At 45.7% G+C, this 23,441-nt stretch carries 23 protein-coding genes; 7 read left to right on the plus strand and 16 right to left on the minus strand.

Features of this window, described 5'->3' with window-relative positions; translation table 11 throughout:
* Window positions 1–383: 383 nt before the first annotated feature.
* The 3 genes from JGK14_RS18695 to cysC form a co-directional block, all read right to left on the minus strand.
* Window positions 384–2,708: a GumC family protein gene (locus JGK14_RS18695; RefSeq protein ID WP_293181934.1), complete on the minus strand. Its 2,325-nt coding sequence runs from the start codon at window positions 2,706–2,708 to the stop codon at window positions 384–386.
* A 289-nt stretch (window positions 2,709–2,997) separates the two neighbouring features.
* Window positions 2,998–4,803, minus strand: a complete 1,806-nt coding sequence (locus JGK14_RS18700; RefSeq protein WP_293218536.1) for a polysaccharide biosynthesis/export family protein — start codon at window positions 4,801–4,803, stop codon at window positions 2,998–3,000.
* A gap of 37 nt (window positions 4,804–4,840) precedes the next feature.
* A complete protein-coding gene (gene cysC / locus JGK14_RS18705; protein ID WP_325315366.1) occupies window positions 4,841–5,365 on the minus strand; it encodes an adenylyl-sulfate kinase in 525 nt (174 codons plus the stop codon).
* 496 nt (window positions 5,366–5,861) lie between these two features.
* Between cysC and JGK14_RS18710 the strand changes: the two genes are divergently transcribed.
* The 3 genes from JGK14_RS18710 (at window position 5,862) to patX (ending at window position 8,966) form a co-directional block, all read left to right on the plus strand.
* The gene (locus tag JGK14_RS18710) at window positions 5,862–7,745 is read left to right on the plus strand and encodes an FAD-dependent oxidoreductase (protein ID WP_325315367.1); all 1,884 of its coding nucleotides are present in this window, start codon (window positions 5,862–5,864) and stop codon (window positions 7,743–7,745) included.
* Window positions 7,746–7,840: 95 nt separating this feature from the next.
* Window positions 7,841–8,068, plus strand: coding sequence for a hypothetical protein (locus JGK14_RS18715; RefSeq protein ID WP_325315368.1), 228 nt, complete (start codon window positions 7,841–7,843; stop codon window positions 8,066–8,068).
* Window positions 8,069–8,747: 679 nt separating this feature from the next.
* Window positions 8,748–8,966 carry a heterocyst-inhibiting protein PatX gene (gene patX, locus JGK14_RS18720; RefSeq protein WP_293181924.1) on the plus strand — a complete coding sequence of 73 codons (219 nt, stop codon included), beginning with the start codon at window positions 8,748–8,750 and terminating at the stop codon, window positions 8,964–8,966.
* Between the two features lie 180 nt (window positions 8,967–9,146).
* On the opposite strand, the gene JGK14_RS18725 is transcribed toward patX, so the two are convergent.
* A complete protein-coding gene (locus JGK14_RS18725) occupies window positions 9,147–9,302 on the minus strand; it encodes a hypothetical protein (RefSeq protein ID WP_293203316.1) in 156 nt (51 codons plus the stop codon).
* Window positions 9,303–9,608: 306 nt separating this feature from the next.
* Between JGK14_RS18725 and hetR the strand changes: the two genes are divergently transcribed.
* The gene (gene hetR, locus JGK14_RS18730; RefSeq protein ID WP_293181922.1) at window positions 9,609–10,514 is read left to right on the plus strand and encodes a heterocyst differentiation master regulator HetR; all 906 of its coding nucleotides are present in this window, start codon (window positions 9,609–9,611) and stop codon (window positions 10,512–10,514) included.
* A gap of 206 nt (window positions 10,515–10,720) precedes the next feature.
* Here hetR and JGK14_RS18735 read toward each other — a convergent pair whose 3' ends face one another.
* Window positions 10,721–11,569: a DUF92 domain-containing protein gene (locus JGK14_RS18735; protein WP_325315369.1), complete on the minus strand. Its 849-nt coding sequence runs from the start codon at window positions 11,567–11,569 to the stop codon at window positions 10,721–10,723.
* Window positions 11,570–11,595: 26 nt separating this feature from the next.
* Between JGK14_RS18735 and JGK14_RS18740 the strand changes: the two genes are divergently transcribed.
* On the plus strand, window positions 11,596–12,051 hold the full coding sequence (locus tag JGK14_RS18740; protein WP_293181918.1) for a VOC family protein: 456 nt from the start codon (window positions 11,596–11,598) through the stop codon (window positions 12,049–12,051).
* Here the strand turns inward: JGK14_RS18740 and JGK14_RS18745 are convergent.
* Entirely contained in the window at window positions 12,035–12,676 is a 642-nt protein-coding gene (locus tag JGK14_RS18745) for an esterase/lipase family protein (RefSeq protein WP_293181916.1), read from the minus strand. The genes JGK14_RS18740 and JGK14_RS18745 overlap by 17 nt on opposite strands.
* Before the next feature lie 315 nt (window positions 12,677–12,991).
* Here JGK14_RS18745 and JGK14_RS18750 point away from each other — a divergent pair, with 315 nt between their 5' ends.
* Window positions 12,992–13,441: a hypothetical protein gene (locus JGK14_RS18750; RefSeq protein WP_293181914.1), complete on the plus strand. Its 450-nt coding sequence runs from the start codon at window positions 12,992–12,994 to the stop codon at window positions 13,439–13,441.
* Window positions 13,442–13,545: 104 nt separating this feature from the next.
* Here the strand turns inward: JGK14_RS18750 and JGK14_RS18755 are convergent, their stop codons facing one another.
* The 8 genes from JGK14_RS18755 to sir all read right to left on the minus strand — a co-directional run bounded on the left by JGK14_RS18755 (window position 13,546) and on the right by sir (window position 20,655).
* Window positions 13,546–14,703 (minus strand): tetratricopeptide repeat protein, encoded by a 1,158-nt coding sequence (locus JGK14_RS18755; RefSeq protein WP_293181912.1) that lies wholly within the window; start codon window positions 14,701–14,703, stop codon window positions 13,546–13,548.
* 191 nt (window positions 14,704–14,894) lie between these two features.
* The gene (locus tag JGK14_RS18760) at window positions 14,895–15,668 is read right to left on the minus strand and encodes a PPC domain-containing protein (protein ID WP_293191689.1); all 774 of its coding nucleotides are present in this window, start codon (window positions 15,666–15,668) and stop codon (window positions 14,895–14,897) included.
* Between the two features lie 104 nt (window positions 15,669–15,772).
* Window positions 15,773–16,213 carry a hypothetical protein gene (locus tag JGK14_RS18765; RefSeq protein WP_293181908.1) on the minus strand — a complete coding sequence of 147 codons (441 nt, stop codon included), beginning with the start codon at window positions 16,211–16,213 and terminating at the stop codon, window positions 15,773–15,775.
* A 3-nt stretch (window positions 16,214–16,216) separates the two neighbouring features.
* Window positions 16,217–16,573 carry a lysozyme inhibitor LprI family protein gene (locus JGK14_RS18770; protein WP_293181906.1) on the minus strand — a complete coding sequence of 119 codons (357 nt, stop codon included), beginning with the start codon at window positions 16,571–16,573 and terminating at the stop codon, window positions 16,217–16,219.
* Between the two features lie 117 nt (window positions 16,574–16,690).
* The gene (locus JGK14_RS18775; protein WP_293191687.1) at window positions 16,691–17,077 is read right to left on the minus strand and encodes a type II toxin-antitoxin system PemK/MazF family toxin; all 387 of its coding nucleotides are present in this window, start codon (window positions 17,075–17,077) and stop codon (window positions 16,691–16,693) included.
* The gene (locus tag JGK14_RS18780; RefSeq protein ID WP_293181902.1) at window positions 17,067–17,297 is read right to left on the minus strand and encodes a hypothetical protein; all 231 of its coding nucleotides are present in this window, start codon (window positions 17,295–17,297) and stop codon (window positions 17,067–17,069) included. Before JGK14_RS18780 ends, JGK14_RS18775 begins: the two co-directional genes overlap by 11 nt.
* Window positions 17,298–17,356: 59 nt before the next feature.
* Complete coding sequence (locus JGK14_RS18785) at window positions 17,357–18,211, minus strand: RsmE family RNA methyltransferase (RefSeq protein WP_325315370.1); 855 nt, start codon at window positions 18,209–18,211, stop codon at window positions 17,357–17,359.
* Between the two features lie 452 nt (window positions 18,212–18,663).
* On the minus strand, window positions 18,664–20,655 hold the full coding sequence (gene sir / locus JGK14_RS18790) for a sulfite reductase, ferredoxin dependent (protein WP_293218527.1): 1,992 nt from the start codon (window positions 20,653–20,655) through the stop codon (window positions 18,664–18,666).
* Between the two features lie 288 nt (window positions 20,656–20,943).
* On the opposite strand from sir, the gene JGK14_RS18795 reads away from it, so the two are divergent.
* A complete protein-coding gene (locus tag JGK14_RS18795) occupies window positions 20,944–21,192 on the plus strand; it encodes a chlororespiratory reduction protein 7 (RefSeq protein ID WP_293181897.1) in 249 nt (82 codons plus the stop codon).
* A 183-nt stretch (window positions 21,193–21,375) separates the two neighbouring features.
* On the opposite strand, the gene JGK14_RS18800 is transcribed toward JGK14_RS18795, so the two are convergent.
* Together JGK14_RS18800 and JGK14_RS18805 are read right to left on the minus strand one after the other, a co-directional pair.
* Window positions 21,376–21,756: a hypothetical protein gene (locus JGK14_RS18800; RefSeq protein WP_293212062.1), complete on the minus strand. Its 381-nt coding sequence runs from the start codon at window positions 21,754–21,756 to the stop codon at window positions 21,376–21,378.
* A gap of 168 nt (window positions 21,757–21,924) precedes the next feature.
* Entirely contained in the window at window positions 21,925–23,064 is a 1,140-nt protein-coding gene (locus tag JGK14_RS18805; protein ID WP_325315371.1) for a glycosyltransferase family 4 protein, read from the minus strand.
* Between the last annotated feature and the right edge of the window lie 377 nt (window positions 23,065–23,441).

Here is a 23,441-nt window from a genome sequence, read left to right on the forward strand (position 1 = left end):
GCTAATTTGCAAGTGCCGGGATTTGTTTAAATCTCTCTGTTTTTAATTATAGTGCAAAGTATTAATTGCAAATCTTAAGAAATTTTGTTTTTAAAGTTTATGTTGGCGATCGAAGTGGCAAATGCTTCCCAGGCAGAGCCTCTTGGGTGCATCTGGTTTTTGAAGCCTGAAGAAGCATGACCGCATATAAGTTATTAGTTATCATCTTATGTTGACTACGGTCATGCTTCGCCCCTACGGATATATTTGCCTTGCGCCAGATGCACCCGAGCCTCTTAACCCATATTCAGAGGCTCTACCTCGGCTGGGAGAATCGACAATGGAGGCAGAGCCTCCGCATCTCCGTTACCAGGCAGAGCCTGATAACGAGTAACTACACGCTCCTAAACAGACTTTTCCTCGATGTAATTCTGCACGTAAGACTGATAGTAATACCTGCTGCCTTTATCGTTATTGGCCACCATTCCCAACAGCGGAATCCCCGCCATTTTCAAATCTTCAAAAGCCAACAACAGCGCCTCCCGCTCAGTTTGATGCAGCCCCACCACTAGCATCAATCCGTTAGTATGAGCCGCCAACAAATTCGCATCTGCCAAACCCAACAGCGGCGGAGTATCGTAAATAACTAAGTCAAAATGACTTGCCAAAGCTGCCATTAAATGCTGCATTTTTCGGGAAGACAGCACCTTTGTGGGATCGGGAGGCACTGGCCCGGATGTTAACACAAATAGGTTTTCATCGCGGGGCGATCGCAAAATCACCTCTTCGACATCCACATCCTCGGCAATTACATTGTGCAAGCCTTGCCAATTCGGCAAACCCAGCATTTCGTGCACCTGCGGCCTCCGCAAATCCGCATCCACCAACAGCACTTGCTGGCCCATTGCCGCCGCCGCCCGTGCCAGATTTACCGCCACCGTTGACTTACCGTCAGCTACTTGACAAGACGTAATTACACAAGATGCGATCGGACTATTAACATTTAACAACCGAATATTAGCATTGAGCGATCGAAAAGCCTCTTGAAAAGCATCCGTCGGCACCGGCGAACTTCCCACATCAATCGTAGTTCCCTCAGCAGGTGGCAGTCTCAAAATTTTATCGCTAGCAGGAATTACCCCCAACAAAGGCAACCGAATCGAATGTTTGACATCCTCAGGAGAATTGAACACAGTTTTATTATTAAACCGTTCCGCCAACTGCGCCGCCAGCATCCCAAACAACAAACCAGCCAATCCCCCCAAAGCCAAATTCAAAGGCATAATCGGAGCAACAGCCATCAACTCGCCATTTTTGTAGCGCGGAATTTCCGGCTTAGCAATAACTTCCCAAGCCACCTCTTTTTTACCCACAGCTTCAAGCTGCAAAGCTTGCTGTTTTGCCAGCAAACCATTCAGCGTATTGTTAGTCAACTCCGCCTCCCGTTGCAAATCCGAATAGCGCCGAAAAATTACCGGGAATCCTTGAGAATATTGATTCAACTGCTTAGCAGCCTGTTCCAAAACTTGATTCCGCACGCCCAAAATCTGAATTAAATTAGCAGTACCGATAAACTGTTCGATTAACTTAATCCGCACCGGATCTTGAAAAGCCAGCACTTGCGAATTCACCTTAGCCAAATCAGTTCCCAGAACCTGTTGGGCTTCTTTCTTCAGCAAAGGAATCAGATTTTTGCGCTGTTCTCGCAACAACTGCATTTGCGGAGTTTGGTCTGTATATGTCGCCGAATTAATCGCAATTTGTCCTTCCAATTGCTGCAATTGAGTTAGCATTCCTTGATAGCGGGGAGCTTGACTCAGCGCCGAAGCCATCAGCGCTTGTTGCTGGTTTAATCCGAGCTGATTTTGCAGGTTAATATAGAGCAATCTTTGCTGGTTAAGCTGCGTTTGCGCGTCCAATCTTTGCGTTTGAAGTTGGCTGATTTGCTGCGCGAGTTGTTGGGTTTGAATTTGCGGATCAATGAAATTGTACTGCTGCCGCAACTTTTGAATTTCTGTTTGCAGAGCTTGTTGGCGCTTTTGCTGGTTGGGAATTTTGGATTTCACAAAATCCAAACTCTGGCTAATTTGAGTTTTGGTATCTTGCACGCTGTAGTTGCGGTAGCCTAGGGCAACTTTTTCCAAAACAAACTGAATTTTTTTCGGATCGAAATCCCGATATCTAACTTCGATAATTTTGGTATTTTTGAAGCGATTGATTGACAGCCTAGTTCCCTGAGAATATGGCAGATTATCTGCTTTTTCGTTCAAAAGATAGTTGTAATTTATTTCTGGATACTTCGCTCGCAACTGTTTGATAATTGGCGACATTACTTGCGGGCTTTGCAAAACTTGAATTTGCGATTCGTAGTCAAAACCTGGATTTTCTGGCGTCGCGGGACTCGCTGGTTGTAGTTTCAGCTCCCCGGAGTAGACTTTTGCTAAAGTGTTTTGCGTAACAGGGGTTTCTACTAATAATTGAAAGCGTCCTTCATACTCGCTTTTTTGAGTTAGAGTCCAGGCAAAAACTCCGGTTGTCACCGCCGCTGCTACGCCGATAACTAAGAACGAACGACTGCGGCAAACTTCCCAAAAACTTAACGGTTCTTCTGTATTTTCCCTGCCGAAAAACTGCTCTTCATCATAAAGTACGGAAGATAACTTTTGCTGTCCAAGGATTTTTTTATTGTGATTAAACAGTGCTATTGAAGATTTTTTACCTGGTTTCATTTGATTGCTACAACTTATTAGTTTAAACGTTTGTAATGCTGGCGCAGTTTCATTAACCCGGTTTCTGACTAGAGATATCGCTACCAACTAATTTTTTTTGTAGAAACCGGGTTGATGAGGTCTTATACCAATTTAATGTGAAGTTGCACATATTCCGATCCCCCTAAATCCCCCTTATTAAGGGGGACTTTGAGAAGAATCTTGTCCCCCCCTTATCAAGGGGGGTTAGGGGGGATCGGAATTCTATGCAGCCTCATAAAAAATTGGTCTTAGGGCTAGTCTATTGAAATCATCGAAAAATATTGAACAACCGGAAAATTCCCAACAGTGGACTGAAAGGAGCGAGAGTGCCACCTACATTATCCGAGAACGCAGCGCGACCCGATCGCCTTACCATAATTACATCATTATTTTGCAGTTTGGGATTACTTTCCTCATTGGCGGTTGCAGAAAAATTCACCTTAACACTTAGCCGCGAAACAGTGCCGTTAGGATTGAGGCGAATTAAATCCACCGAATCCATTTCTGCCCGCGATTTATTAAAACCTCCCGCTGCTACCAGCGCTTGATTTAAAGTAGTGTTGGGCTGCAATGCAAAAGACCCCGGTTTGACGATTTCTCCCACCAGACTAACCTTAATCGAATCCGGTGAAAAATTAGAAGTAGCCACTTGTGCGCCTTCGAGTGCATTGAGATTTTCGGCTTTGGGCACGATTACCGTATCTCCCTGTTGCAGTGTTAAATCTTGGGATACATCTCCTGCTTCCAAAAGTTGCCACAAATTCACATTAATAATTTGTTCGGTGCCCGCCCGCGTCAGGCGGCGAACTTGTATTTGTCTGATATCAGCTACCGGCGTAATGCCGCCCGCCATTTTAATAGCCCTAGTTACAGTTTGCTGCAAAACATTTTCCCCTCCACCGGGAGTTTCCTTAGCAGCAAACAAACCAGAATCTGCACCCGATTCATTCTCTTGTAACCTACTTTGAAGCTCTTTTGCCAGAGTATAAGTACCGGGTCGAGTTACTTCGCCCACTACAGCAATATTAATTGGTTGAGTGCTTTGCCCGGTAATGTTAGCTACTGCTAAAGTCGGTGCTTCTTGGCGGTTGAGGCTAGTTACAGTGGGAATAAATATTGTGTCGCCGTCGCGCAAAGTCATATCGGCGCGCAAATCGCCGTTTTGCAATAATTCCCACAAATCCACACTGATAATTTGTTCTGCTGCGTTGCGCTGGGGGCGGCGGATTTTGATTTGCCGCACGTCTGCTGACTGGGTAATTCCGCCCGCCAGTCGCAGCGCCCGCGATATTGTGGGCATTTGAGTGCCTATTTGCTCTGAGGTGCCTCCAGGGCCTGCTGCTGAAGATATTGTATAGGCTCCGGGGCGGTTGATTTCGCCTGCGATCGCAATTTGCAAAGGACGCGCAGCCAGCAGTTTCAGCGTAATCCAAGGACGTTTGAGGTATTTGCCGTATCGTTCCTTGACAGCATTAGAAGCTTGTTGTAAGGTCATTCCAGCCACTGATAGGCTGCCAATTAAGGGCAAACTCAGGGAACCGTCAGCCTGTACTTGGTGTTGACCGTTGGGGCCGCTGTATTCTGGGACGTTGAAAATGTCCATTTGAATGCGATCGCCCGCGCCCAAAGTGTAAACTTCCGATCGTACACTCGAAGGTGCACTGGCTGGAACTGACGGAAATCCCGGCGCTGCCGGTACCGGTACGCGAATCGGAGAACCCGAACCCGAAGCAGGAGGAGGAGGAAGAGGAGAAAAAGAAGGAAGAGGAGGATAAGAAGGGGAAGGAGGAGGAGAAGGAGGAGAAGGAGGAGGAGGAGGCAAAAACTGGGCCACCGCGGCAGATGAACCCACAGTCGCCGCCAGCACTGACACAGTTAAACTTTGGAAAATTAAATTTTTGACTGCATTACTTACGCCATAAACCTGTTTGCAGATTGTGCTGAAAACCTCTCCCTCAGACCCTTTCCTGCAAAGATAAGGGAGAAAATCTCCCCTTTTCCTTTTTGCCAAGACAACCGCAGGGTGAGGTTTTTTCTCAAGTTGCGCGCCGCGCGAAGAACTGTTCACCACCATCGCTTTTTGCCCCTATCCTCTTCCTACCCCGCCAACATTAAATGTAACCCAACTGTTCCAACTTGCTCAGAACTTTTTTGACACTATCTTCCAAACTTTCCTCGTCTGTGCAACAAACAATCTCGGGATTGAGGGGTGCTTCATAAGCATCGTCAATGCCCGTAAAACCCTTAATCTCTCCTGCTCTGACCTTAGCGTACAGCCCTTTGACATCTCGAACTTCGCACACTTCTAACGGCGCTTTGACATACACCTCAACAAAATTTGGCTCCATTGCTCTAATTTCGTCGCGAATAGCTCTGTAGGGGCTAATAGCTGCCGTGATTGCCACAACTCCATTGCGGCTGAGTAGGTTTGCGACAAATCCAATCCGCCGAATATTAGTATCTCGGTCTTCTTTGCTAAATCCCAAGCCTTTTGACAAGTTGGTGCGAACGACATCTCCATCCAATATTTCAACTTTGCAGCCTCGGGTCTTCAATTCTGGTTCGAGAGCTTTGCTGATAGTTGTCTTGCCAGAACCGCTGAGTCCGGTAAGCCACAAAATAAAACCTTTTTCCATTTTCAACCATTAATAAGTAACTGGGAAATTATAGAATGTAAAATTTTCTATATCTATTCTCCCTTTTCTATCTTATCGTGGTTTGCGGTGTCATCTTGATAAGATTTGCCTGCGAAAAATGAGGACTCAAAATTTGCGAGTTCTGCGGTCATCTCACCACACAAATGCCCGGCAGTCACATAATTTACGATATATTCTTTGTAAAGACTTAACAAATTCAATTCAAAGTCGCGATCGATCGCAAACCTCGAAGATCTAACAGTATATTTACGGCATTGAACACTTAGAATTATTACAAACATCGAGCATATATCCGTAGATTAACGGTACTCAACATTTGATATTATCACAAGTGTTTAAAATATATCCGTATATTCACGGCACGAATTGCTGGTAATTATCACAAGTGTTTAACATATATCCGTATATTCACGGCACGGCTCGCCTACATAAGCCTTGAACAATCCCAAATCTCCAATCTCCAATCCTATTGCCTATGTTTCCCGTCTTAAAAGCAGATGTTTTAGTAGTTGGTGGCGGCACCGGCGGCACTTCAGCAGCAGTCCAAGCAGCCCGCCGAGGTGCCAAAACTATTTTAGTCAGCGAATTCCCCTGGCTGGGAGGAATGCTGACTTCGGCCGGCGTTTGTGCTCCCGACGGCAACGAATTAGCAGCATTTCAGACTGGTTTGTGGGGCGCGTTTCTCCGGGAACTCCAGCAGCGACAACCGGGAGGTTTGGATTGGGGCTGGGTCAGTTTTTTTACTTACGATCCCCGCATCGGTGCTGAAATTTTTGCTGATTGGGTTAAGTCTTTGCCGAACTTGCAGTGGATTTCTGGACAAACAGCTCAAGATGTGATTTTTGAATACAACAGAATTTCTGGGGTGAGATTTGCAGATTTTACGGTTTCTGCCAAAATCACTTTGGATGCAACGGAATTGGGAGATTTGCTGGCTTTAGCTGATGTTGGACATCGCTGGGGTTGGGAATTTCAAGCTGAGTGGGGAGAACCTAGCGCGCCGATCGCATCTAACGATCTCACACAAAGGTATTCGGTGCAAGCTCCAACTTGGGTGGCCATCATGCAGGATTTTGGCGAGGGCGCGGTGGCGCCAGAAATTCCCGCGCCACCTGTTGACAATCCCGATCGATTTTTCGATGCTTGGAAAGATTACACTCCCGAACAATTTCTCAATTACGGCCGACTTCCTGGGGGATTGTTGATGATTAATTGGCCGATTTGTGGTAATGATTATGGTGAAAAGGTCGATCGACTAATTGAATCTCAAGCATCCCGACAACAATTCCTCCAAGAAAGTCTCTGGCACAGCCAAAGTTTCGCCCGCTTCATTCAAACCCAACTCGGCCCCCGCTACGGTTTAGCACAAAATATTTTCCCCATTTCCAATATCGAAAATCAATCAAATTCTTCCCTACTGTCTTCCTTCGCCTTGCACCCCTACTACCGAGAAAGCCGCCGTTTGCGAGGGATAAGTACAGTCAAAGAACAAGATATTTTGCCGGTTGTCGGGGGTAGAGTCGCGAAATTGCCGATCGATTCTGAGGGAATTTGCGAGACAATTGCGATCGGCAACTACGCCAACGATCACCACTACACCAGCGGCGACATTCCCTTGCAGCCCAAATCCATCCGCTGGGGCGGCCGCTGGACTGGCACTCCGTTTACAATTCCCTACAGTGCGCTAATTCCTGCGACTACAGACGGATTGCTAGTTTGCGAAAAAAATATTTCCGTCTCTCACATCGCCAACGGTGCAACTCGCTTGCAGCCTTTGGTGATGAATATCGGACAGGCGGCGGGGATGGCGGCGGCTTTGTGTGCGGAAGTTGGATGTCAGCCGCGCGACTTAGCTGTCAGAGTTTTGCAGGAAGCTTTGCTGCAAGATTCCGAGGCGAGGGCGGCAGTTGTTCCTTTATTTAATTTGACACCGGATCGATCGGACTGGCTACATTGGCAGCGCTATTATCTCGATCGACCTCAAGCATATCCCGCCAGCGGCGAATGTCCTGTGTCAGTCAAAAGCGATCGAGAAACCGGGTTTCTCAACGAAATTTCTGTATTAGAACCCATAACTTTGAAAGTTGAACCCGGTTTCTACGTAAATCCGCGTAGTAAAACAGCAAATACCGAGAGTCAATTTTCGGGCATTTTCCGCCGTCTGGGCGCACAAGACTGGACACTGACGCTGACAAGTCCCCCATCCTTAGCCGATCGAACTTGGCAACTCGTGACTTTGGACTGGGAAACCGACAGATTTCTACAGAGTTGCGAAACCGAAAAGCCTCTGACGGTATGGGGCAGGCTGAATTTTGCTGGTGCTTGGCTCCTAGCGGGTGCAGTAACATCGAAGAGGTGAGGTTTTTTGCAAAGTTCCGAAAATTGCCAGAAATTTATCCTGATGGATGGGGGGAAGTCTGTATCAGGTTATAGACACTGACACGGAAACTACCCATGCACACCTACACTGCAATTGCTTTACTGAACCTGTTGGGCATTACCTTGAGTGCCAGCGCCGCTCGATATTTTGAACGCCTAGTGGAACTGCTCGTAATTGCCACTGCTGATTATATGTTCTTGGCGTCCACTCAATCACAAAAAGGCGATCGTTCTCCAGAAAGAGGCAGCGGACGCAGAGAGTTTGCTCAGCACGATCTTTACACACATTACATACTAGCTTAATGGCATAGGACGAAAGAAAGTTCTGCAAATGAGTGGGTTTCTGCCGCCCGTGTCGATCTGATTTTCTGGGATTCTAGTTGGTCACGTTCGTTTGGCAACTGCACTTCTTGTTGACAGTCATTAGGATATTTTTGCGTGTTAAAAATAATAGCAGATCGAGCTGCAACCGCCATCTATTGAGGGATTTACTCTTTCAATATTTGGCGGTTTTGTATGTTCCAGGCTGGAGAGACTTTTGGGAGCATCTCAATGAATGCAAAAAAGCAATTTCTTTACAGTGCGAGCGTCCCCGCTCGCGATCTATAATCGCGAGCGGGGACGCTCGCACTATAAAATCAAAACATCAAAACTGAGATGCTCCCAGACTTTTTACCTGTCAATTCAGGTAACTAAAATTTATTTTGGGTGAGACAATTTAAAAAATTGAGGACTTACGTATTAAGACCAAAGAAATCGGTTTTTTTACCTCATCTGTGGAGTACAACGCAAGATTTTCGTAAAAAACTGCTGGTTAAGCGGAGTCGAAACCCGGTTTCTGCTCGCCCCTGCGTCCAGGACTAAAATCAAATAATTCTCCCATCATGTTTTTTTGGGTAGTCTGGCAAATTCAAGGAAATCAATCCTGATTAGCAAGGGAAAAGTCCGTATCTGTAACTAGACACTGACACGGATACTACCCATGCACACCTACACTGCAATTGCTTTACTCAGCCTGTTGGGCCTTAGCTTGAGTGCTACCGCCGCTCTAAGCATAGAATCCCCAGTCCCACAGCTAAAAACTTCTACCGCTCAATATATGTTATCAGCGCAAACTCAACAAAGAGGAGATCGCGCTCCCCGCAGAGGCACCGGACGGTATGATTTGATGCAGGTCAACACTGACACTCAGGCACTATAATAATTTTGATCGCATTGCCAGAAAGCTAGTTCCGCAACTGACTTGTTTCTGGTTTCGAGGCTGGTTTGGAGGTCGCCCGTGTCGATCGATCGCATTTTCTGGGATTTATAGTTTGTCAGGTTCGTCAGGCCACTGCACTTTTTATTGATACTCCCTAGAAGATTTTTTTTGTAACAAATGTCACAATATAAACTGGAGCTGCCATCTACGTAGAGATATATTCTCGTAGGTGGCGGTTTTGTATTGAAAATGCTCTTTCTCTTTTTCCCATTCTCCCCCTCTCTGAGTCGCCTCAAATTCTTCCGATCGCAATAGTTCTTTACGTTTTCCCCCCACAGGTGGGGTTTAATTTTTAACCGCTGCACTATAATTGACGTGCGATAACTAACTTAATATATAGCTACACCCTGAGTGCAGAGGGTGCAGCTCTCGACTTAAATTCGCCAATAAGAACCACTTATTCGGTGTCGATCGCCTTTAAGCTAAGGCCCGAGTGACCTCAGGAAAATTAACCGGCCTGAATCTTAGGGTAGCTGCCAAGCTTTCCGGCGACTGTCGGCTATGCTTGATTCGGCGGTCTCGCAATATTTTTTTATGGAGGATGAAAAGATGCCTCCAAGTTTTACTATTTCGGGGATTGTGATGAAAAATGACTCTTTAGATCTGGTCAAAAGCCTGAGCCCCAGTGCAATGGATCAGATCATGCTATATCTGGCGTTTAGCGCCATGAGAACCAGCGGACACAGGCACGGAGCGTTTTTAGACGCGGCGGCAACGGCAGCTAAGTGTGCCATTTATATGACCTATATGGAGCAGGAAAACAACCTGCGGATGACCGGACACTTGCATCACATTGAGCCTAAACGGGTGAAAGTCATCGTCGAGGAAGTCCGGGAAGCTCTGACTAAGGGAAAATTGCTGAAAATGTTGGGTTCCCAAGAACCTAGATATTTGATTCAGTTTCCTTATGTCTGGCTGGAACAGTATCCTTGGGTTCCGGGACGCCCTCGGATTCCGGGAAACAGCTTGACGGCGGATGAGAAAAAATATCTCGAAGGCAAGATTCCTCCTAATCCGCCTGACGCTCAACTGATCAATTCTTTTCAGTTTATGGAGTTGATCGAGTTTCTACATAGACGATCGCAAGAAGAAATGTCAGCAGAAAGGCGAATGCCTTTAAGCGAAGCTCTAGCAGAACACATCAAGCGCCGCTTGATCTATTCCGGAACCGTGACTCGAATTGACTCTCCTTGGGGAATGCCTTTTTATGCCCTCACCCGCGCTACTTACTCTCCCGCAGAACAGGAAGAGCGCACGTTTACGATGGTGGAGGATACGGCTAGATATTTCCGACTGATGAAGGATTGGGCGGAAAAACAACCGAAAGTCATGCGAGTTATGGAAACTTTGGATGTTCCGCCGGAACGCCTAGAACAGGCTGTTGAGGAATTAGATGAAATTATTCGTAATTGGGCCGATCGCTATCACAAGCGGGGCGAACCAACGATGATTGTACAAATGGTTTTTGGGCCAAAAGACGACGATTAGTCAGTTGTCAGTTGTCAGTTGTCAGTTGTCAGTTGTCAGTTGTCAGTTGTCAGTTGTCATTGGTTGATTCCTTGAAACTAATGACTAACGATTAATAACTCATATTTCTGGGCGCAGAAACCGGGTTTTATACGAAAATATTGCGTTAATGCCTTGAATAATCGTGCAAAACCCGGTTTCTTGGGTGAGATTTCGTGCAAGCTGGACTAGGCTAAAAAAGTTCTCCAAGCGGAGGCTAGGACGATCGCTGCGATCGCTCCGATGAGTGTATTGAAAAAATTCACTACCTCGTTCGTGAGCCACTCAAACTTTGATTGCACCGTCGCACCAATCACGCTCTCGATGTTCGTAGCAATAAAAGCTGCGATTACACAAAAGACAATTCCTGTCAAGTCAATTACACCCACAGCCCAACTCACAAGAGCAATCAGGATCGATCCGACAATACCTGCGATCGTTCCTTCCAAACTTACCGCCCCTTCCGTACCCCTAGGTACAGGCTGCAAGGTAGTAATCAAAAACGTATGCTTCCCGTAAGCTTTGCCGATTTCGCTAGCGCAGGTATCGGAAAGTTTGGTGCAGAAACTCGCCGCATAGCCCAGCAACAACAAGGAAATCACATCTTGTGACACAGGCATCTTGCCTGTGTCTCCTAAAATACCGCCTGTGTCTCCTAAACCTGTGTCTCGGAAAATACATAATGCCAAAACTGCCACAGCACAAATAGCAGCGGTTAAAGCCGAACCCCAGACATTTTCCGGGCCTCGGGCGCCCGATCGCTTTTCGGCAATACCTTCAGCTTCTTTTTGGGCTTTGCCAATGCGGGTAACTCCAGATCCGACCAGAAAGTAGAACATGACCACAGCATAGCCTTGCCATCCCAAACTGCCCCAGATGATAACACCCAGCAGCCAACCGTGGAGTTGTCCAGCCGGAGTAAGCAATTTTTTGGGAGCAAGGGTGGCGATCGCGAGTAAAAATGTATTCAGGGCGATCGCCACCAGCCAAGGATTAGACCAAGACAAATAATTAAAAAAGAATTCTGAGTTTTGCATAGCCTCTAGTAGCGTCTCTTATTGTTATGAACAGTCAAGTCTTATTTCATCTTGCCTTCCCCGTAACCGATATCGATCGAACCAAAGCATTCTATGTCAGCGGGCTCGGCTGCGAATTGGGTCGGGAGTCACCCAGTTCTCTCATTTTAAATCTCTGCGGCCATCAGATTGTCGCCCACGTCACCCACGAACCTCTAACACCCCAGCGCGGCATCTATCCCAGACACTTCGGCTTAGTTTTTACCTCGGAGTCTGACTGGGAAGCGCTGTTAGAAATGGCGCAGCAAAAACAGTTGAATTTTTATCAAGAATCAAGACGGCGGTTTCCAGGTTTGCCCACAGAACACCGCACCTTTTTTCTAGAAGATCCGTTTGGAAATTTGTTGGAATTTAAATATTACTGCGATCCAGAAGCAATTTTCGGTCGCAGCGAATACGCTCAAGTTGGAGATTATGTACTAGGAATCAGAGATTGTTACTAGAGATTGTTTGGGTAAATTTAGAGGGTACAATAGGAGCCTCTAGTTCTCGAACTAATGCGTTAATACTTTGAGAATCTGTCACCATTTGGCGGTGCAGCAAAACGTTGAGTTTAACTTCTTTACCTACTGGCATTTGGGAGCTGTGCGACGGTAAAATCATCACATCAAATGGCGTCCACATTGATGTAAAATTTATGCGTTTGAGCATAGTCGCATCTTGGTTCAAATCGCGCAACAAGCCACTATCGGGGCGCATATCCAGGTATCCTGGTAGGCGCAGGGAATAGGCGGTGAGGGTTCCTTTGTGGGGGGAAGATATGGTTATGAAACGCTGGACTCGGTTAATGCCTCCGAGTCGCTGGACGTAGTAGCGGCTGACGATGCCTCCCATGCTGTAGCCTACTATGTCGATCGCCTGTTCTGGATCGAACGTCTCAGAAATGTAGTCTGCCAGTTGCTTGGCTAGGGAGTCGAGGCCGAGGCTGCCGTCGTTGGGGGTGAGGTTGAGGCTGTGGACACACCATCCAAGTTGGGTGAGGCGGGCGGACATTTTGTCAAAAATAGTCTTTGTGTCCCAGATGCCGTGGATGAGAATGACGGGATTGCGATCGAGCGAACTGTTCATTTGAAAAGAAAATTGCTTGCCGATTACAGCATAAATTACTCCCCTAGGGAGTTTGACCCCGAGTAGGACAGATGGCGAATCGGCTTGAGGTATCGCTGGCCAATAGCAAATCAGTCATAAATTCTGAGATAATCGTAAATAAGTGCAAAGTTAAAACTGGCATTACTGAGTAAAAATTACTAGAAGCTCTGCATTTTTAATCAAAAAATGTAAATTTTGATTAAGAAATATAGACAAAGGTTGCCTTAGCTCGTAATCTAACTTTGTTGACAAACTTGTACAAATTTCTCTAAAAAAACAAAAGGAGTAAGTCTAATGTTTGGTTTTATCAAAAATTTCTTCGGCGGTATTTTCGGCTTTTTCGCTGGACTGTTGGGCTTGAAAAAGTCTGAATATTTCCTAGATTTGGGCGAATCTTCGGATAAAGAACCTGCGAAGGTTGCACCTGCGAAGGCTGAGCCTGTTGCAGCCGCACCGGCAAAAGTTGAGGCTGTCAAGTCTGAGAAGTCTGAACCGGCGAATAAAGCTAAGGTAGAGAAAAAGTCTAAGAAAGAAAAAGAACCAGTCGCTAGCGCTGCTGCTAAGACTTCGGAAGTGCCGAAGGTACCTGCTGCTGCAACTAACGGCAAAGTGTCGAGTCAAGCTGAACCTGTTCTGACTTTTGCTCCTAATAATTTAATGCCGACACCAACTGCAAATCGTCGCACCCCAGGCCCAAGCATGAATAATTTCCGGGAAATGGCTCGTCAGGTGAAAACCAAGTAGGAAATGGAGAATTCGCAATAGGGAATTGGGGATTGGATAATTCCAAATGCTGGGGTTGAAAAATTAAAAATGGGATTCCTCATTTTTAATTTTTAACTCTTTTTTTATTCCCTATTTCCTGGGTGTCTGAGAAAGGCTAATCCGCTGTATAGCTGGAACGCCGAGTCCCAAGGAGTTTCGGATTTGCGCTCTACCTCTACATGAGATTCGATTTTGCTTAACATATGCGTGTAATCGAGAACTGTCTCCGCAAAGGGAGTAAATTCCGACCAAACTGTAACGTCAAGCTGTTGGTCAAATATTTCTAGCAAATGATTCCAGTTAATTCTGGTGGTACTTTGAGGTATTTGTGGGGATTTTTTGACACTAGATTTTTTGTTTTTTGACTGCGGTGAAGCTACGCTAGTTGCTGAACTTTGAGTGAAGTCAACGCCTTGTTTAAATTCGTAACTTTGGTCGCAAATTCGCAGAATGCAGTTGCGGCTGGGAATGTGCAAGTCGCAGATTTGAGCGTAATCTTGGGTGATTTCTTTGTGGCGAAATTGCTCGTTTCTGCGGTTGGGCGAGTAGTCCATGATTTCCATGAACATTGGTAATAAGCCTTCTACTCTTTGGCTGACTTCTGACCAGTTAAATTCTATAGCACCGAGCCGATTTAGGTTATCTTTACAAACAACCGCTGGAGAAGAGAGAGACTGGAAGTGTTGGACTCGGAAAATTTGGATGTTTTTAATGTCGGCTAGGGTTGCCCAAAATACGGGAATTCCGGCGTTGAGAAGTTCTTGGCCGTAAATTCTGAGTTCGGCAATGGGGCCGGTTTTGTAGAGTCTCCAGCCGCGGCTTTGAATTTGCATCCGGGTTGTGTACGCGTCGATTTTGAAGATTCTGCTGATATTTTGTACGGCTGCGGGTTTGTCTTCGGGACTCACTGGTTCGAGGATGAGGAGTCCGGGTTCTAGGCTGCTGGGGTCGTTTTTGGCAGTTTCGATGGCTTGTTGGCGGAGGTTTTGTTGTGCCGTTTCAATGCGTTGAATGCCTTGGCGGGCCTGGGAAACGATTTTGGGGTTGGTGATGTCGCGGAGTATTTGTTTGTAGGTGGTTTGGGCTTTGTCGGGGTTGTTGGTGAGTTCGTAGTAACGACCGATGTAGTATTGTACCCAAGGATTTTCGGGGGATTCTTTTTGCAGTTGTTTGATGAGTTGGGCGGCTTGTTTGTAGTCTTGGCTTTCGAGGGCGGTGGCTATTTCGTGGATGTCTGTCATGGCGGTTGGGGGAATGGGTGTGTTTCTATCTTGGCTGATGTTTGGTTGGTTTTGCCAGTGATTAACAAGTTTTGCTTTGATGTTTGTGGGTAATTTTCGGCTGTTTGCAAGGATAAGATTTAGATTTTATAACCGCGGATGAACGCGGATGTGTCCTGAGAAGTGCTATATAATATTTGGGCTGGTGTTTGTTAAAGTTGATTGGAATTAATGCTGAGGGTGTATGAACCTTTGCTGGTGCGATCGAGTCCTTGAACAACTATTTTGTAAGTGCCGTTACTGGGCAATTTTACGGTTATTTGGGATTCTCTCTTGTTGACGCGAACTGCTTTGATATCTACAATTTTATTGTCACTGGGTGCGATGAGGGTGATGAAGTGCTCGAAGGATCTGCTTTTGAGGTCGATGGTGATGGATTGATTTGCATTTCCTTGGAAGCTGTGTTCGCGGTAGAAGCTGCCGTTGGGAAGGCTGGGGTCGCCGTCTTTGAGGGTTCCGCGTTGCTGTAGGAGGGAAAGGGAGGTGAGTTTTGGTCGATCGACATTTTTGAAATCTAAGCCATAATTTGTCATGGGTGTATCAAGACCATTTCCTTCTCTGACTGTGACGATAAAGGCAGTTTGGTTTTTGGTATCTCGGACTATTTTATCAATAAAATTGGCTTGTATTTTGGGTTGATTTAAATGTTTTGGTTGGTCAAAATTGGGTTTTGATATACACAGAACCACGCCTCCATCTTGATAGCGGGCGCTGTAGAACCAATATTTTTGACCGTTAGTTGTGAATTCGTTTCTGAAGAAGATAGTGTATCTTTCAAGTTGCGGTAGTTGTTGGTTGGGGCGACAATTTTTATCGATGTTGATTTCGGTGGTTGATGGCTGTCGCTGGGCGAAAACTGCTGGGATGCTGGCGGTGGCTAAGACTGCTGAGATAATGGCGGTGATTGTGGGCGATCGCATTTTCATGAATTATACTCCCGTTTTTTGATTTTCTTTGAACCGTAGATGCACGCAAGTTAACGCAGATGTCGGAAAATTAATCTTTGTTACGATCGAGGTTTTGTTGGATTCTAAATTTTCTTATTTTTCTCGAATAACTTGATACATTCTGTCAGCCTTTGTCTGCCATTTACCTGAGTGTCTGAACCATTGAGTCTCTGAAAACTATTTAAATCTATAGATTTAATCTGATAAAGTTTATGTCCTGCGGGGCCGTCCGTGAACTCAATCACGGTGGGATGGATCATAGTGTTTTTATTGACATTACCTCGAAAACAGTAACGATAACTTGTATTTCTTTGGTAGCCAAATCCTGTGACAGTCTTCTTGGATTTCCTTAAGAATATGTACTCTTTACCGGGCTGATTTGTTTTGCTTGTTTGTCCGTAAAAGTAGTCGCCATTGGGGATGCTTTGAATGGTCGGTGTGGATTGTGCTAAGATTGGGAGGGAAGCTACACTAAAAATTAGTAAGTTGATTGTGAAGCTTAAGGGCGATCGCATTTTCATCATTGTTTATCTCTGTAAATATTTCTCTAATTCGGCTGTGCGCTGTTTAGTAGCTCGTTCCAAACACTCATTCAGAAAGCCTTGAAACCCGCTACCACCGCGATTTCTATACACTTCAAATTCGCAGCTATTATCTCGCACTTTGATCCAGCCTAACTGAGCTTCCGCAAGTAGGGCTTTCTCTTCCTTGCTCAATTTAGCAGCCAGTTGCTTGTAAACCTCGTTCAGGCGTTTATCCGAGGCTTCGTACCTTAACCTAATACAAGATCTGACTTGTGCATCTCCTTGGGGGCGATCGCAATTAATCTGTTGAGCGATCGCAGAGTGCTCAGATTGTGCGAAAACTGATGTTGTAGCTAACATTGTCAAAAGCGCGATTGACCAAAAGAGCGATCGGCTTTTCCTTAAATTTCTTTTCATTGCCCTTAAACACCTATTTTACGAATTCTCTTAACACAAGACAGATTTGATATAATAAATTTAAAACTTTTTTTTATATTTGGCGGTTCGCCCTGTCGATGGGATTGCCAAAGTATATTTGATAGCTGCATCTACCGCCGGCATATTTGACCAAATACCAATTTTGCGATCGATTTCAACTTCTAGAAGCGTCACCAGATTGTCTGTCATGATTACGGAATCAGCTAACAATCGTGTTTGCTGGCCCTCCGGTGTTGCTAGGGAAACAAAAACCCGGCTTGGGTGTCCTGCGCGGGCTAAATTGCTAGTAATCATCGCTGTAATAGTTTGTCCTAAACCAGTGCCCAGATTGTCCGCTTGAACTATCAAAACTGGACGGCGTTTCGCAGTCCGCAAATCAGCGTTGGGAAACAAAGCCAGCACTACATCACCTCGCCTATAAAGCATCGTAAGCATCCATTTCAGGTCGTTCCCAATCCTCTGCAAACCTGCTCAACCTTACCCGTAAATCTCCTGCTTGTTGCCGATCGATACCGAGAGATTGCAGCTCTACTAATCCTGATTCTGCCAGAAAAGTAACGATAACTTTCCCTTCGGTTAAGTCGCCCGGAGTTTCCAATAACACAACTTTGCCGTCTCGATATATACCCTTTACTGATTTTAACATTTTAGTTTTATGCCTAAGGACTCATTGACATTTTAGCTTCCTTTACCATATCTAGCACTTCAGGAAAATATTTTTTGGGATGGGTGCTTTTCAAAAGCGGCTCCTACCAAGGATAAAGCCACCATTGGTGCTGTTACCGCCCTCAAGATTCTCCTACCCAAAGAAACAGGTTCAAAACCAAACTCGATCGCCCTTTCCACTTCTCCATCAGTCCAGCCGCCCTCCGGGCCAACCGCAATCGCGATCGATTCCGGCTCTTCCTCCCCCGTTAAGAAGGGGGGCTGGGGGGGTTCTAAACCAGCTATTACAGTCGATAATTCATCCGGTTCTTTCTCCCCCCTTAGCAAGGGGATCTGGGGGGATTCTAAACCAGCCAAACAATCCCACAAATGCCGATTATCCCCGCGAGCAACACAAATATATCGATATTTTTGACAGCAATCTTTGACAGCAAAATCAAAGGGAATAGGCTCTACAACCGTCGGCACAATTTGACGTTCCGACTGTTCCGCGGCCTCGGCAGCAATTCTTCTCCAGCGATCGACTTTTTGAGCGCTTGGTTTGAGCAAAGTGCGATCGCTCGTCACGGGTACAATACTTGCCACTCCCAACTCCGCGGCCTGTCGGACAACCTCATCAAAGCCGTTTCCCTTGGGCAAAGCGGCGATCAAAGTTACTGCGACGGGAAGCTCCCTGTTAACCGCAATCTCCTCTTTTATCGAGGCAAATAACCCGGTTTCCTGCACTTCTAGAATTGCTGACCACCAATGTCCGCAGCCGTCCATTGCTATAAATCGATCGCCCGCTTGCAACCGCAACACGCGATTTAAATAATGCTGTTGTTCTTTTGTTAAGTCGATTTTGTTAGCACTAATTTGGGCTGCGGTAACTGCTAATCTTTGTAATTGAGCCATGAGATTTTGGATTGCTCGCTTTGTATTAGATTTTTTTATTTAACCGCAGAGGCCGCAGAGAACACAGAGGAAGAGAGGAAGAGAAGAGATATAGGACTTCTCAGAAAGATGAGGTATTACTGTAATTGGAGTTTTTGATGCGATCTCGCTTACTATATAATCACCATAAGAGGGCTGAAGCCCAACAACATACCTCACCTATCTGAGAAGGGCTATAGACTATTTACCCGACTTATTTCTTAGTCGGCGGAGGCCGACATTGTTTGTATAGAAGCGATTTCAATCGCCGTTTTTATGTAAAAGACCAACCAATTCAGAAACAATAAAGGCAAAGCATTTACAACCGGAATTACTTGACAAATTCAAGGTTTTTTCTGCAAATGCTCTGCCCTTATGTTACTTTGGTCTGAACTTTATCTGATGCGATCGAAAATTGACAATCGAAAATCGGCTTATCCTTCCTCCTTAATCTTCTTCAAATAAGTGGAAATTGCCTCTGTAGCTAGCTGCGTGATAGGCTTGCCCTGACGGGCTGCTTCTTCCTTGAGCTCGTTGTAGATTTCATCGCGGACGCTGATGCGACGGCGGACTTTACCACCGCCAGCAGTGGCAGTCTCGTTTTCATCGCCGTTACTAGACGTAACATCTAAATCATTAATCTCAGTTGTCATCGAGTCAGCAGATTGGTGATTGGTTACAAATTGACGGATAGATTCTAACCCAACGCGATCGCAAAAATCGCCAAAACTCTCGCTTTGTTGCCGTTTTTGCTTGAAATAAACAAAAATTGGCTCGAAAAAAGCTTCAAAATCATTGACGTGCAGCTTTTCCTCAATGGGTTTTGCCAGCCGGGTTTGTGAGGGAGAACCGCCCAGCCAAATCTGGTAAGATTCCGGGAAACTCCCAACAAATCCCAATTCTGCCATATAAGGGCGAGCGCATCCATTGGGGCAGCCAGTCATCCGCACTACAAAATGCTCGTCTGGTAAGCCAACTTTGGTCAAAATCGCCCGAATCCGCTCTAAAATGCCGGGAATCGCGCGCTCGGACTCGGTAATCGCTAGCCCGCACGTGGGAAATGCCGGACAAGCCATAGAATAACGTACTAAGGGGTCGATCGCAGTTTCCGCTTGAATGCCGCGGCGATCGAGTATTCCCTGAATTTCTGATTTGATATCCGGCGAAATATCGTAAATCGTCACGTTTTGGTGCGGTGTCACCAGCAGAGGCAAATTGTACTTCTGCACGATTTCCCGCAAAGCCGTTTTTAGCTGAAACGAGCCTTCATCCTTAATCCGACCGTTTTCTACGGAAATGCCGACAAACAGTTTGCCGTCGCCTTGTTCGTGCCAGCCCAAGAAATCAAAATACTTCCACTCAGGCAGAGGTTTAAACGCTTCTAGCGGTTTGCCAAAATATTCGGCTACTTTTTCGCTGAACCACTTGACGCCTTTGTCGTTAATCAGGTACTTGAGTCGGGCGTGTCGTCTGTCTGTGCGATCGCCAAAATCTCTTTGGGTTGCTACAATTGCCTTGACCAAATTGTAAACATCATCCTTGGCAACATAGCAAATCTCGTCCGCAACGCGAGCAAAAGTTTCTTCTTTGTTGTGAGTGCGCCCCAAACCGCCGCCGGCAAACACGTCAAAACCTTGCAACTCGCCAGCTTCATTGGTAATTACCACCAAGCTCAAATCCTGAGAGTACAAGTCTATTGAATTGTCTCCCGGTACAGTAACAGAACACTTGAACTTGCGCGGCATATAATGCTCGCCGTAAATCGGCTCTTCCTTGTCGTCGCTAAAGATTGTGCCGTTCGCGTTTTGCTGTCTGGCGGCCTTAACTGCGGGGTCTTCCTCAGCGGAAATAGCCTTTTCGCCATCGAGCCAAATTTCGTAATAAGCACCGGTTTGCGGTGTCAGCAAATCGGCGACATTGTTGGCGTATTGCAAAGCATACTGGTATTCTGGGCGATTTTTGTAAGGTGCTGGCGGTGCCATGACGTTGCGGTTCAAGTCGCCGCAAGCTCCCAAGGTTGACCCCATATTTTTAATAATTGAGGAAAACACTGCTTTAAGATTTTTTTTCAGCACGCCGTGAATTTGGAAACCTTGGCGGGTTGTGACGCGCAGCGTGTGGTTGCCGTATTCTTCTGATAGCTTGTCTAACGCCAAGAAGAGCTGGGGTGGAACTAACCCGCCGGGATTGCGGGTACGGAGCATGAACTGATAGTCTTTTTCTTGTCCTTTAACTCGATTGTCGCGGTTGTCTTGTTGGTACGAGCCGTGAAATTTGAGAATCTGAATCCCGTCTTCGGTGAAGTGGGTTGTTTCTTGTAACAGTTCAGTCGCAACGGGTTCTCGTAAATAGTTGCTGCGTTCTTTGAGACCTTCTGATTTCGAGGGCTTGCGCGCCGCAGCGGTTGAATTGGTAGATGTGATCATGGGAATGTATAGTGCCAGTTATAATTAGATAAAGGTCGATCGAATATTTCTTGACAATTGGACAGTTGACAAATTTGCACTTGACAAATTTCCTCAGAAATGCTGTGGCGGATCTGTTGACAACCCGGTTAAGAACTAAGTTAATAACGGTAATCCGGTAGGAATTCTGATGTTGTTCTATTTTAACACGTTCGAGCCCGGGCCCCAAAAATTGTAATTAAGAGTTTATACTTTGGCTAGCTTAACTGCTGGAAACTTTAGAAATAATTAACCTCAACCTTTAAAACTATGTCACTGTATGACGAAGACACCTTTGTGGTATTAGAAACAAACCAGCCGGAGCAGTTTTTGACGGCGGTGGAACTATTAGAAAAGCTGAAAGCGGTCTTATCCCAGGAACACGAAGATTTGCCGGCTGATGTGGTAAAATTTCCTTCGGTGGAAGCTCAAGCTAAGTATTTAATTGATACTTATTGTGAATTAGATGTCGGGCCTGGAAAGTTTTTGCAGTGGTATGCAGTGCGTTTAGAAAAATAATTTTGGGAATCGGGCATTGGGCATTGGGCATTGGGCATTGGGCATTGGGCATCAAGAATTGGTTATTACAACCAACAAGTAACAAATAACAAATAACAAGTAACAAGTAACAACAAACAAAAATAACCAACAACTAACTCATGCCCTATGCCCTATGCTCCATGCCCCATGCCCAATTCCCAATTAATCTTCTAACTGTTGAACAGATGATACTTCAACGGCGGTAACATCGATCGTACCGGGCGGAGTCAAACGGCTAAAATGACCTTCCTCTATTTTCAAAGGTTCGCCACAATTAGCACACTGAAACTGAGTTTGATTTAAAGCTGTGAATTCGTACTGACAAACAGGACACTTGTCTTCAATTAAATTGCGTTTCAGCCACCACTGAAGCGCGAAAAATCCCACCACAGGTGTTAGCAGCAACAAACCTACTACAATCAATAATGATTTAACTACCCAACCCAAACCAATTGACACCAACACGCAGGCGATGCCCAGCAATATCAGCCAATTGCTAATACGGGGTAAGTTTAAAGAGATTTTGGGGGTGCCTTGGTTCACGGTGGTCTCCTTTGGTGTCTTTTCAGGTAGGCATAACTCTATCAGTTGACAGTTGACAGTTGACAGTTGACAGTTACTGTACGGGAATCAAATTGTACTAATAAATTTAGATAGTGTTTGAGCTAATTTTCCTATTATACATTGAGAAACTGCCCTCTACGTCATAAATTAATCTGGGCGATCTATCTGAAAAATCCCAATTAGAGATTGACAAAGGGATTGAAAACTGAACGCTGCGAGGGTTTGTTCCCTCAACCAATGCCGATCGCACTTTTTATCTTTTCCTCGCAGCATTTCCACACAAGCAACCGCTACTGCTGCCGGATCTCGGTGAGGAACTCGCCATCCCAGTTTACCATCTTGCAGCGGATCGGCAGATCCGTCCGCGTCCCCGGCGAGCACTGGTATTCCGCAAGCTAAAGCTTCCAAATACACTATACCGAAGCCTTCCTGGGAGGGCATTACATAAGCATCGGCTAACTGATAATGTGCTGCTAAATCTGCTGTCGGTACAAAACCCGCAAATATAACTCTTTCGGCAACTCCCAAATCGGTGGCGAGTTTTGCTAATCTAGGGCGATCGTCCCCGCGTCCAATAACCAAGTATTTCACATTGGGAAAACTTTTGGCAATTTCCGGCAAAGCTTGAATTGTGACATCGACGCCTTTGTAACTATCGGTCGATCGCAATCGGGCTACAGTCATCAATATTTTAGCACCAGTCAGATCGTACTTTTCTAATAAATGCAGCGGTTTGGGGCCGATAGTAAATAGTTTTTCATCTACAGTACAAGGCACTATTTGGAATTTCTCGGGATTTAAGTTGTTGAGTTCGCAAGTGCGATCGCGCGTGTACCTGCTAATCGTCCAAATGCGATCGGCTTGTCTCATTGCTATTTGATATTTTAGCGGAAGTGTTTCCCAAACTTCCTTGCCGTAAGTTAAAATCGTGTAGGGAATTCCCAGCGGCTGGCATAATGTTTTAATGAGCGGTGCAAGTTTGATGTGACCGCAGAAAACCCGTTGAGGTCGTTTTTGCACCAAGCAGGTTAGCAATTTGGTGGCAAACTTAAAACGGCCAAGCCAAGCGGGATCAGTTTTTAGGTAAGAGAATTTGAGATTTTTGGACTCGAAGGGATTGTGACAATCTGGAGCATCTCGCAACAGCAAAACTTCTGCTTGTGGCGGAAAGTTTTTGGCTGCGGTTAGTGACAAATAAGCTTTCAGGATGTCTTGAATGTAGGATTGAATCCCGCCTTCGCTGGAAAATATTTCTAGGAAACAGAATAGGTGATTTGTCGATCGCATTTTTATTTAGATTTGATAGATAAGAAGACGGGCGCGGTTGAAACCGCGTCTATACAAGCGAAACCCGCCTCCGCGGGTTGAAGATAAAAGACACGGCGGTTGAAACCGCGCCTATACAAGCGAAACCCGCCTCCGCGGGTTGAAGATAAAAGACACAGCGATTGAAATTACGTTATTCTCTTTAGTCGGCGTCCGGCGGACATCGTTTGTTTGGCGTGCGGTTTCAACCGTACGTCCTATCTTAACTTTCATCTGGGCCCTAACTTTCATGTCGCCCAAAAAACAAAAAGCCCCTAAACATCGCTGGTTAGGGGAGAAAATTATCAGGGTGCATCTACTAATGTGGTTAGTATAGCATCCTTTTGTGGGGTGTCACC

The sequence above is a fragment of the Microcoleus sp. PH2017_28_MFU_U_A genome (assembly GCF_020738035.1).
GTDB lineage: Bacteria > Cyanobacteriota > Cyanobacteriia > Cyanobacteriales > Microcoleaceae > Microcoleus.

Coding starts and splice junctions, on each gene's coding strand:
- JGK14_RS18755 (WP_293181912.1), bottom strand. CDS start 14,703: ATGACAGACATCCACGAAATAGCCACCGCCCTCGAAAGCCAAGACTAC.
- sir (WP_293218527.1), bottom strand. CDS start 20,655: ATGATCACATCTACCAATTCAACCGCTGCGGCGCGCAAGCCCTCGAAA.
- cysC (WP_325315366.1), bottom strand. CDS start 5,365: ATGGAAAAAGGTTTTATTTTGTGGCTTACCGGACTCAGCGGTTCTGGC.
- JGK14_RS18740 (WP_293181918.1), top strand. CDS start 11,596: ATGAACAGTCAAGTCTTATTTCATCTTGCCTTCCCCGTAACCGATATC.
- JGK14_RS18765 (WP_293181908.1), bottom strand. CDS start 16,213: ATGATGAAAATGCGATCGCCCTTAAGCTTCACAATCAACTTACTAATT.
- JGK14_RS18710 (WP_325315367.1), top strand. CDS start 5,862: ATGTTTCCCGTCTTAAAAGCAGATGTTTTAGTAGTTGGTGGCGGCACC.
- JGK14_RS18735 (WP_325315369.1), bottom strand. CDS start 11,569: ATGCAAAACTCAGAATTCTTTTTTAATTATTTGTCTTGGTCTAATCCT.
- JGK14_RS18750 (WP_293181914.1), top strand. CDS start 12,992: ATGTTTGGTTTTATCAAAAATTTCTTCGGCGGTATTTTCGGCTTTTTC.
- JGK14_RS18760 (WP_293191689.1), bottom strand. CDS start 15,668: ATGAAAATGCGATCGCCCACAATCACCGCCATTATCTCAGCAGTCTTA.
- JGK14_RS18770 (WP_293181906.1), bottom strand. CDS start 16,573: ATGTTAGCTACAACATCAGTTTTCGCACAATCTGAGCACTCTGCGATC.
- JGK14_RS18785 (WP_325315370.1), bottom strand. CDS start 18,211: ATGGCTCAATTACAAAGATTAGCAGTTACCGCAGCCCAAATTAGTGCT.
- JGK14_RS18695 (WP_293181934.1), bottom strand. CDS start 2,708: ATGAAACCAGGTAAAAAATCTTCAATAGCACTGTTTAATCACAATAAA.
- JGK14_RS18805 (WP_325315371.1), bottom strand. CDS start 23,064: ATGCGATCGACAAATCACCTATTCTGTTTCCTAGAAATATTTTCCAGC.
- JGK14_RS18775 (WP_293191687.1), bottom strand. CDS start 17,077: ATGCTTTATAGGCGAGGTGATGTAGTGCTGGCTTTGTTTCCCAACGCT.
- patX (WP_293181924.1), top strand. CDS start 8,748: ATGCACACCTACACTGCAATTGCTTTACTCAGCCTGTTGGGCCTTAGC.
- hetR (WP_293181922.1), top strand. CDS start 9,609: ATGAAAAATGACTCTTTAGATCTGGTCAAAAGCCTGAGCCCCAGTGCA.
- JGK14_RS18700 (WP_293218536.1), bottom strand. CDS start 4,803: ATGGTGGTGAACAGTTCTTCGCGCGGCGCGCAACTTGAGAAAAAACCT.
- JGK14_RS18780 (WP_293181902.1), bottom strand. CDS start 17,297: ATGTTAAAATCAGTAAAGGGTATATATCGAGACGGCAAAGTTGTGTTA.
- JGK14_RS18715 (WP_325315368.1), top strand. CDS start 7,841: ATGCACACCTACACTGCAATTGCTTTACTGAACCTGTTGGGCATTACC.
- JGK14_RS18795 (WP_293181897.1), top strand. CDS start 20,944: ATGTCACTGTATGACGAAGACACCTTTGTGGTATTAGAAACAAACCAG.
- JGK14_RS18745 (WP_293181916.1), bottom strand. CDS start 12,676: ATGAACAGTTCGCTCGATCGCAATCCCGTCATTCTCATCCACGGCATC.